The sequence below is a fragment of the Ammoniphilus soli genome (genome assembly GCF_040813775.1).
This window is the reverse complement of record NZ_JBEGDL010000076.1, coordinates 1-7,333: the sequence shown is the minus strand read 5'-3', so window position 1 is coordinate 7,333 and position 7,333 is coordinate 1. Positions and strand designations below refer to the sequence as shown.

Genomic DNA, 7,333 nt, shown 5'->3' with positions numbered 1-7,333 from the left:
CTTCGGACGGAGGGAAGAGTAAAGAGGTGCTGGATTGGATTTAGAAGGCGAGGTATAGTACCCTGTTTCTCCCTAAAATTGGAATGGACAGGGTATTGTTGTTATATGGAAGTAAAAGTAAATTGTGTTGCTTAGATTTAATAGGGAAGGTGGAAATAGCAACTACTTTTGTAAAAGAGAAGAGTAGTCTTTTACAGTAATAGTGTTTCATTTGTGTACTTCTATAATATGAAGGTATATCTATATAAAAGGTTATTGCTAAAGGTGCTGAATTTAATTTAAAAAAGTTTGTAAATTAGATACTACCTTTACAAATGTTTGACAGGAGATTTTTTGAACAACGCGTATATTAGAGTTTTCTTGGATAAGCAGCCGGAGCGGTGGCCTATCTTACATACTTTAATTCATAATCATTAATCGATACAGCTACCACGATTCATATGCTCCAGTGCTCTTCTACGTTGAGTAAATGGGTGTAAAGATGGGTGTTTTTATTTATTCATGACCTAACTGATCTTTCACCAATAATGTCCTTAGAGTTCTCATATAGACGAGTTGCAAATGAATGACGCAACTTATGAGCCGTTAAGTTTGGCCCATGATAAGCATCCACATACTTCTCAATCATTTTTTGAACTCCACGTACCGTCATCCTTCCTGTTCCTTTTCGTTCAACCTTGGAAGGAATGAACAGAGGCTTAAAGTCAGGAAACAAACCATATCGTTCACTTCGAACTTCTAAATACTCCTTCAGATCAATCAGTGCTTGCTCATCAAAATACAATATCTTCTTTATTTCCTTTGCGGAGAACATTCAATGTTCGGTTGTGTCTATTCATATCATCGATATCTAAATTCACTAACTCTGATATACATAGACCAGATCCTAGAAAGAGGGAGAAATAGCCACATCTTGTTCTTTGTTCATTCGATGAAATTGGATTATGCGGTTGGCCGCCGGTCTTTTTTAGCATCGCTAATGAGCTGTGTCTCATAGATTTTCGGATGGAATATATTTTCTAGTGGCACAATCAATACAACAAATTGATATTTAACACAAAAAGTTGGTTTATGTTTGGAAACCATATTGAGTTCATTATTTTTGGAATGTGTGCTTCCCTCTACATAAGCTTTAAGTAACACAGTATGGCGATCAAAGAAAGAATTTTAAGAAATGAACAGAATTCTGCCTTTTATCACCCTAGGTGGCATGTTTTGAAGTTATCCCCTTAGTTACTCTTTCTGAATATCCTAAACCGAAGGAAATAAACAGCTAATAATAATAGAGGCATAAAGATTCCTAAAGTTATAATAAAAGGAATGAAAATCTTCTCATCCCAATACATCATATACGTAACATTAGGATAGACCACCTGTGAATAAACAACTAGAAGAAAACTCATTGGTAAAATGAGGACACGATAATCACTTAGTTTTAAGATTCGGGCTAGACCATCAACCCATACATAAAAATACAGAGTTAATTTGAAATAAATAGTTATAAGCCACAATGCGGCCACAATCGCTTCTATTCTTTGTAAAAAATTCCCTACATTAATCATTCTAGCTAGTGCATAACTTGGATACAGATGTCTCTCAGTCAATTCTACCCCAAGCACCGAAATGCTTACCACCGATATGATAAAGATCACAACCCCAGCAGAAAAAGTGGCCAGGTAAAACCCTTTTTTCGCCTTCTTAAGGTTATTTACCATAGGAAATATCATAAAAAAAGATACCGAAGTCAAGGCTGCTATACTAATAAAATCTAAAGAAGCCCGCAATACCGGCTTTATTCCTGTTTGAAATACAGGACGAAGGTTTTCAATCTCCATTTGTGGAGAAACGAAGGTGACCAAACCGATATAAAGTACTACAAACCATGGAAATAAGATCTCCGCCGTTCGAGCCAGCGTTTCAATACCCAGGCGCAAGGCAACCACAACAGGAATGGCAAAAAGAATCATAATCGAATTTATAGAGGCTCCAACCATGATTTGTGTAGTCATGAAGTTTCCTACATAAAATAGTAGGGTAGTAGCCCCCATAAAACCTATACCAAAAACATACAAAAGTGAAATCATCTTGCCCACCCATTTTCCAAAAATAACTTCACTATATTCAATGAAGGTCATTTGAGGAAAAAGGGAGGCCACCGTGTTATAGAGATAGATGATCAAAAATGATATGGCAATACCAATAATTATGGCAATTAAGGCATCCTGCTTGGCATCAGCAACTAGACCTGACGGAGTAACTAAGATTGTTGTGCCAACCGCGTATAAAAAAACCAATACAGCAAATTGGCGAACGCTTATTTTTATTTTCATGCTGTTTTTCAACATTTCCTTCCTTCGTTCTGTTGTATTTATTTCATAATCCCGAAATACCAGTCACTGAAAGGCTTAAAAACAAAGGCAACCCAATCAAGGGGATTGGCAATATCCATATTCAATGCTTGACCAATACTTATTCCTGTTGCAAATATCATGAAAAATATAAAAACCCACTTTTCTTTCTTCCCATAGTCTTTCAAAAGGAGATTAAATTCCAACCAAGATAAAAAAACGACCATTAACAGGATTCCGGCAACTGACAGCATTTATCCAAATTCCCTTTACTCAATATCTTTTAACAAAGAGTTGGTTATTGTACCCATCTGCTTGATTTTGGCTTCAACCTTAACCTCTACGGATAGAACCGGAAATTCCTTAAACCAAAGTTGTTCGAGTTTCTCCCACACTTCCGGTTCATCCCGTTCAAGCGTTGAACCAAAACCAAAAATATCAACTTTTAATTCTTCTTGAGCTTTTTTAATTGACTGCTCTATTTTTCGTTTGATATCTTGTTCAACTTTATTTTCTAATACATCAATTGTTTCGATTTTCGTAACATCAAGATTGTGGGTTTCAATATCGGAAATATTCCCGGTCACTTGTACTTCAACAAGGACTTGCGGTTTTCCATTTCTCACTTTGCCCTGGATTTTTTCCTTCACTTGAATAATTTCAATGCCAACCATCCCTTCCTTATAAGCGACGTCTTCAATGGTATTTTTTACTTTTCCCTGTGTATAGTTATATCCTTGGCTTTCATCCTCATTGAGCCATCCTATCAGTTTATCTTTATTAAAAACAGCCAAGCCGGTATATGTTAATTTAACTGGGACATCGATCATCTCTACATTTTCTTTTAAGTTCCCTTTTTCTCGCACCCCCTGAATTCGGAGTCCTGTCACGACCGGTGCTTTTTTTCCCTTAGTAGTTAATTCTTTAATTAAATCAGCCAATGTAGTCGCTCTCGTAGCAGCCCATGACTTTTCGGAAGTTTGAAGCTTATTAAAAATCTGTTGAGCCGGTATTTTTTCAACCGGAGTCATCACTTTTAATATATTCTCCGCTCTCGTTCCTCTGCTGATTACAATAAAGAAATCCGTTCGAAATTCCGGATTTCTACTAATAAAGTCTAAGATCTTCCCTATCCCTTGTTTGGCTAAATCTTCTCCAATAACGACCATCCGAAGATGGGCAAAATAAACTTTTCGAGGAGCCACCGTTGTTAATCTTCTAACCGCCTCAAACATAGTGTTTCCTGTTGCCTCAAACGTATTGACTGGTGAGCGCCCACCTCCACCCTTTATCGGATTTATTTCACCAGGATTCACGAGCTGGACGGTTATTTTGTAGTTTTCCCCAATTTTATCGATCCCCATTCCCATCGCAATTCCGAGTTCATTTAACTCCCGTCGGTTCGAACAACCTGAAATATATGTGGATATCAAAATCATAACAAACAGGAATAAAGCTTTTCCCTGCATAGATACACCTTCTTCATTCTTTCCTTGGCTTCGATTCCTGAGCCTCTTTTTGACGGATGATATTTTTCTGACTGGTAAAGTGCGGGCGTGAAAACATGGCCCATAAGGGAAAACGCAAAATAGCATCTTTTTGGTCAGATGGTATAAAGGGAGCAAATGGTGACATATAAGGTACGCCAAAAGAACGTAAGCTGGTCAGATGCAGCACTAAAAGAAATAGTCCTACTGTAATTCCAAAGAGTCCGTAAGTTGCACCTAGCACCATGAATATAAATCGCAATATTCTTACCGAAATCGCCATATTGTAGGAAGGAAACACAAAACTGGCAATGGCAGTAATAGATACCACGATAACCATGGCCGCTGATATGAATCCCGCTTCAACAGCCGCCTGCCCTATCACTAAAGCTCCCACAATAGAAACAGCTTGTCCAATCGCTTTCGGCATTCGAACTCCAGCTTCACGCAAGATTTCAAATGTGACTTCCATTAAAAACCCTTCGACCACAGCAGGAAAAGGGACCCCTTCACGTTGGGCAGCCAAACTGATAAGAAGCTGTGTCGGCAACATTTCTTGATGAAAGGTAGTAATGGCAATGTATAAAGACGGAGCCAAGAGAGCGATAAAAAATGAAAGATAGCGTAAGGTTCGAATCAACCCTAAATCTGAACGTTGATAATAATCTTCAGCGGCTTGGAAGTATTGAGTGAATAATGATGGAACCAATAAAACAAATGGCGTTCCATCAACTAAGATGGCTATACGTCCCTCTAAAAGCGCCGCCGCTACAACATCCGGTCGTTCGGTGTTACTCATTGTTGGAAAAGGGGTAAAAGTTTCGTCCTGGATTAGCTCTTCGATATATGCGGACTCCAAAATTCCGTCAATGTCAATACGATCAATGCGTCTTTGAACCTCCTCCACGATCTTATCATTGGCGATACCCTTGATATACATCATAGCAACATCTGTTTTGGTCACTCTGCCGATAGGTTTCGTTTCTAACCAAAGGTTAGGGTCTTTGATTCTTCTGCGTATTAAAGCTGTGTTTATCCGTAATGTTTCAGTGAAGGCATCCCGTGGCCCACGGATTACATTCTGAGTAGCTGGCTCAGTTACCCCACGGTGTTCCCAACCCCTAAGTCCTACGATTATGCATTGTGAGTATCCATCGATCATTATGGCCGTATCACCAGCTAGAATAGCGGTTAAAAGAGTTTGGATATCGTTTACATCTTTAACCTCTCCTACTGCTAACGCGTGATCTTTCAACATCTGAATAGGGTTACTATGGGAGAAGTGAGAAACTGAATCCCCCGGATAGGTGTTCAACATGATGGATTCCAAGATGAAATTATTCACTGACTTAGAATCAGCTAAACCATCCGTATATAAGATCGCTACCTTTATTGCTTCTTGACCGATGTATAATTCCCTAATAACAATATCGGAGCTGTTGCCAACAGCTTCTTTCACTTTACGGATATTTTCGTGCAGACTAGTATGTAATCGCCTTTTTTCATTCGAACTGTTATTGGAATCTTCTTTACTTCGCAACGAATGTTTAATACTTTTCAGAAAAGTTCTGATGTTAATTTTTTACACCTCCTCTTTAGCATTATTATCATGGGTAAAATGTAAAAAAATATGTATTACTTAATGTACGTGAATACCAGCCATATTCTTATTTGGATTAGGCATGGTACCTGGCGTTTTCGCCTCTGTGATATTCGCCATGCCGCCTACCATTCGCCTTTACCAGCTTAGGCATCCGTCAAATTTCCGATGAATTGATTGAAGCTACGGACGCCTTTGGATCTACTCCTATGCAAAAGCTGTTAAAAATTCAATTGCCTCTAGCCAAGCCAACGATCATCGTAGGAATCAATCAAAGTATTATGCTCTCGCTTTCCATGGTGGTCATAGCCTCCATGATTGGTGCACCTGGTCTTGGTACAGAGGTATAGCGTGCGGTTACCCAATTACGAATTGGGACACGCTTTGAAGCTGGTATTTCCATTGTAATTTTAGCGATCATATTGGATCGTCTTTCCCAAAATATCGGGCAAAAACAGAGGGGGATAGAATATAATGAAACAAATGATTTTAGGTGGTACTGCTGCTCTATTATCTTTATCTTTGGTGCTTACAGGGTGCGGTTCTGAGCCGACTGGAACGTCAGAGTCCTCGGGAGGAAGTGAATCCGTATCGATTGGAGAACATTTAAAATATGAAGTCATCGGCATTGAAGCAAGATCAGGAATACATGCTCTTACGGAACAGGCCTTTATCGATTATGGCATGAAAGATTGGAAATTAGTTGAAGGCTCAAGTGCAGGCATGGTTAAGGCTTATGAAAAGAATCAGCCGATTGTGGTTATGGGATGGATGCCGCATTGGAAATTCTCTAAATTTGATTTGAAGTTCCTGGATCAAAGGTATTTTCGGTGAGGGGGATGATATCCATAGCATTGTGAGATTAGGCTTAAAAGAAGAACATCCGAATGCTTACAAAGTTTTGGATCAATTCAATTGGAAACCCGAAGATATGGCTCAAGTCATGCTTATGATCGAACCGGATTGGAGCCTGGTATATCTGCTGAAAAGTGGATCGCAGATAATCAGGATAGAGTCAACAGCTGGTTGGATGGTACCGAAAAGGTAGAGGGAGATAAGGTAACGCTTGTATTTAATGGATGGCAGGATATCATTACCAGTACACATATTGTGGCTCATGCCTTAAAAGAGATTGGATATGATGTGAACCTATTACAAGTCGATGCAGCGCCGACCGATTTTTGCGGGTGTGGCAAGCAAGTGCTGACGCTTTTGTCGGGGCATGGCTGCCATCTGCTCATAGATCATATTATGAACTATTGATTTCATTTGGAAAATAACAATGGCAAAGCTTCTGCTTTGCCATTGTTATCCCAGTTAGTTTCTAATTATTTTATTTTCGTGAACTTATGAGCGTGAGCTGTCGTTTGATCATGTGAGATATCGGCTGCTGTATTTATATTTATTTTGTCAGACTTGATGGCTATTACTAAATCATAGCTCATCACACCCATGAGGCCAAATAAAGCAAGTATTTATAAATATTATTAAAAATGCGATTGAGGCATTAGAAGAAAAAGGGCAAATTCTGATTACAGCTCTTTTTTTCATTTTTCCGTTATCCAGTAGGTACAAGCGTTGTTATATAAAATATAAAACATTGAACTCAGCATTACGTATGTCAATTTTGAAATGTATAACAAGGTTAAACAGTAGTGGGAGAATCGAACACTGGAGCATACGAAGCATATACGTATTAAAAGAGATCCTAAAAAAATTCCTAACCAGTCTGGAAGAAAGATCGCACTATGGGTAATAGTGCTAAATGTTCCATCTAAGAAAAAAAGACGGGTGTCCCCGTCTTCTCATTTACTATTCTATGCTGAATTTTTTGCTTTTGTACCAGGTTTATTTGTAACTGCTTCCATAAGAATTTGGGTTTCACTTCGAATGGATTT

At 38.7% G+C, this 7,333-nt stretch carries 7 protein-coding genes and 1 pseudogene; 3 read left to right on the top strand and 5 right to left on the bottom strand.

Annotated elements, in window-relative coordinates; translation table 11 throughout:
• Positions 1 to 499 precede the first annotated feature (499 nt).
• From ABLT31_RS37795 to ABLT31_RS37775, 5 genes are all read right to left on the bottom strand, one after another.
• Complete coding sequence (locus ABLT31_RS37795; protein WP_367760876.1) at positions 500 to 814, bottom strand: tyrosine-type recombinase/integrase; 315 nt, start codon at positions 812 to 814, stop codon at positions 500 to 502.
• A gap of 415 nt (positions 815 to 1,229) precedes the next feature.
• Complete coding sequence (locus tag ABLT31_RS37790; RefSeq protein ID WP_367760875.1) at positions 1,230 to 2,345, bottom strand: GerAB/ArcD/ProY family transporter; 1,116 nt, start codon at positions 2,343 to 2,345, stop codon at positions 1,230 to 1,232.
• 23 nt (positions 2,346 to 2,368) lie between these two features.
• A complete protein-coding gene (locus ABLT31_RS37785; RefSeq protein ID WP_367760874.1) occupies positions 2,369 to 2,491 on the bottom strand; it encodes a hypothetical protein in 123 nt (40 codons plus the stop codon).
• A gap of 126 nt (positions 2,492 to 2,617) precedes the next feature.
• Positions 2,618 to 3,817: a Ger(x)C family spore germination protein gene (locus tag ABLT31_RS37780; RefSeq protein ID WP_367760873.1), complete on the bottom strand. Its 1,200-nt coding sequence runs from the start codon at positions 3,815 to 3,817 to the stop codon at positions 2,618 to 2,620.
• Between the two features lie 13 nt (positions 3,818 to 3,830).
• Positions 3,831 to 5,375, bottom strand: coding sequence for a spore germination protein (locus ABLT31_RS37775; RefSeq protein WP_367760872.1), 1,545 nt, complete (start codon positions 5,373 to 5,375; stop codon positions 3,831 to 3,833).
• A 112-nt stretch (positions 5,376 to 5,487) separates the two neighbouring features.
• Here ABLT31_RS37775 and ABLT31_RS37770 point away from each other — a divergent pair.
• From ABLT31_RS37770 to ABLT31_RS37760, 3 genes and pseudogenes are all read left to right on the top strand, one after another.
• Positions 5,488 to 5,983, top strand: a pseudogene (locus ABLT31_RS37770) (ABC transporter permease); the annotation flags it as partial.
• A complete protein-coding gene (locus ABLT31_RS37765; RefSeq protein WP_367760871.1) occupies positions 5,910 to 6,269 on the top strand; it encodes a glycine betaine ABC transporter substrate-binding protein in 360 nt (119 codons plus the stop codon). The pseudogene ABLT31_RS37770 and the gene ABLT31_RS37765, both read left to right, overlap by 74 nt.
• 81 nt (positions 6,270 to 6,350) lie before the next feature.
• The gene (locus tag ABLT31_RS37760; RefSeq protein ID WP_367760877.1) at positions 6,351 to 6,698 is read left to right on the top strand and encodes a hypothetical protein; all 348 of its coding nucleotides are present in this window, start codon (positions 6,351 to 6,353) and stop codon (positions 6,696 to 6,698) included.
• Positions 6,699 to 7,333 lie beyond the last annotated feature (635 nt).

What these genes read in the sequence shown, in the direction of transcription:
- ABLT31_RS37795 (WP_367760876.1), bottom strand. Translation starts at nt 814, where the DNA reads ATGTTCTCCGCAAAGGAAATAAAGAAGATATTGTATTTTGATGAGCAA.
- ABLT31_RS37790 (WP_367760875.1), bottom strand. Translation starts at nt 2,345, where the DNA reads ATGTTGAAAAACAGCATGAAAATAAAAATAAGCGTTCGCCAATTTGCT.
- ABLT31_RS37785 (WP_367760874.1), bottom strand. Translation starts at nt 2,491, where the DNA reads ATGATATTTGCAACAGGAATAAGTATTGGTCAAGCATTGAATATGGAT.
- ABLT31_RS37780 (WP_367760873.1), bottom strand. Translation starts at nt 3,817, where the DNA reads ATGCAGGGAAAAGCTTTATTCCTGTTTGTTATGATTTTGATATCCACA.
- ABLT31_RS37765 (WP_367760871.1), top strand. Translation starts at nt 5,910, where the DNA reads ATGAAACAAATGATTTTAGGTGGTACTGCTGCTCTATTATCTTTATCT.